1 protein-coding gene is annotated in these 1,353 nt (G+C 58.2%); it reads left to right on the plus strand.

Translation table 11 applies throughout. The features are described from left to right. The first annotated feature begins 474 nt into the window (after positions 1-474). The gene (locus tag EN939_RS34335; RefSeq protein ID WP_127271838.1) at positions 475-996 is read left to right on the plus strand and encodes an AraC family transcriptional regulator; all 522 of its coding nucleotides are present in this window, start codon (positions 475-477) and stop codon (positions 994-996) included. Positions 997-1,353 lie beyond the last annotated feature (357 nt).

Genomic DNA, 1,353 nt, shown 5'->3' on the forward strand with positions numbered 1-1,353 from the left:
CAGCTAAGGTATAAATTTGTGCATGGTGCTGATTTGCGCCAGTGACCCGCCGAACAGGCGGGTTTTTCGTTTGATGCTCCGTCAGCCTATGCGCCGGCGAAGGTTCCGAAATGGTCCAGTCCTTGCCTTGTTGACTGGTCCGTCTTCTTATCCCGAACAAAATTTTTTCTTTGCGTACGGATGTTATTCACACTCCGCGCCATGTGCGTTACGTTGGATCCGGGTCGGGCTAAGGGGGATTTCAGGCGGCGGACAAGCGGCTGAGGCCAGGCAATGAAAAATACGGACGATGCTCGGGAAAGCGGCGTTTCCCGGGGCGTCAATCGAGAACGGACAGCTCGATTTGTCCTGGACATAATTCCTGAAAGCGCCGGGCCCAGGAGGGCCACCGCGCGGGGGAGTGTCATACCCTCCGTCCGCGATCCCGTCTCGCAGACATTCATCGTTCGCCGTCCGGCCGGAACGATCCGATGAATGGCGATGCCGGCCGGCTTCGATCAATCACGAATTGTTTTTCGGGGGAACGAGGAGGAAGGCCTCCGGTTGAACCTCATCTGGGACGTGTCAGGAGGCCGAAAAATGCCGGGTGATGATGGTTTCCCCGGACCGGCTTCCGGAACCAATCTGCGACGGCCGACGCTCAACGCGAAAGGCGGGCTTTCGGTCCGCAGCACACGCCGCGTGCAGGAATTTCTGGACAAGAACTTTACCCGCAAGCTGGCGCTTGCCGAAATGGCCGCTGTTTGCGAGCTTTCGCCGTACCACTTCATGCGGGCTTTCTCGAGGACGTTCGGGGTGCCGCCGCACCAGTATGTCCTCGAGCTGCGGCTGGATTTGGCTGAAAGACTGCTTGCCGACAGCCGCATGACGATCGCCGACATCGCGCATTCCTGCGGATTTTCAAGCCAGAGCCATTTTACCACCGTGATGAAGAAATACCGCCAGGTGACGCCGCTGCAGCTGCGGGTGGGCAAGCTTAACGCCAAGGTTAGATGAGGTGGCGCTTAGGTCGTTGCTTTATTTCTTGGTTTTAAAGCATTGGCTAAGGTAACAAGCCGTTAACCTCTGCAGGTTTGCTCCGATCTTTTCTCACAAGGCAGCAATTTCGTGAAATACCGCGGGCAGGAATCATGTCTTCCTGCGGTGGAACGGAATTGTCAGACATTTCGTGCCGGCCAGCGGAGAGGGAACCATGACCGACAACCAGATTTCGAACGGCTCGCTTCTTGTTCAGCGTCGCGCGGCGCATTTCGCCGGGCACTGGATCGCGGGGGCCGATGTCAGTTCCCGCTCGGTTCGCCGCCGCCTGATGGCTGTGCTACGGATGGCGCATCGTGCGCTCGGCATGGGGCG

The organism is Mesorhizobium sp. M7A.F.Ca.CA.002.05.1.1 (assembly GCF_003998335.1).
Classification (GTDB): domain Bacteria; phylum Pseudomonadota; class Alphaproteobacteria; order Rhizobiales; family Rhizobiaceae; genus Mesorhizobium.

What these genes read in the sequence shown, in the direction of transcription:
- EN939_RS34335 (WP_127271838.1), top strand. Translation starts at nt 475, where the DNA reads ATGGCGATGCCGGCCGGCTTCGATCAATCACGAATTGTTTTTCGGGGG.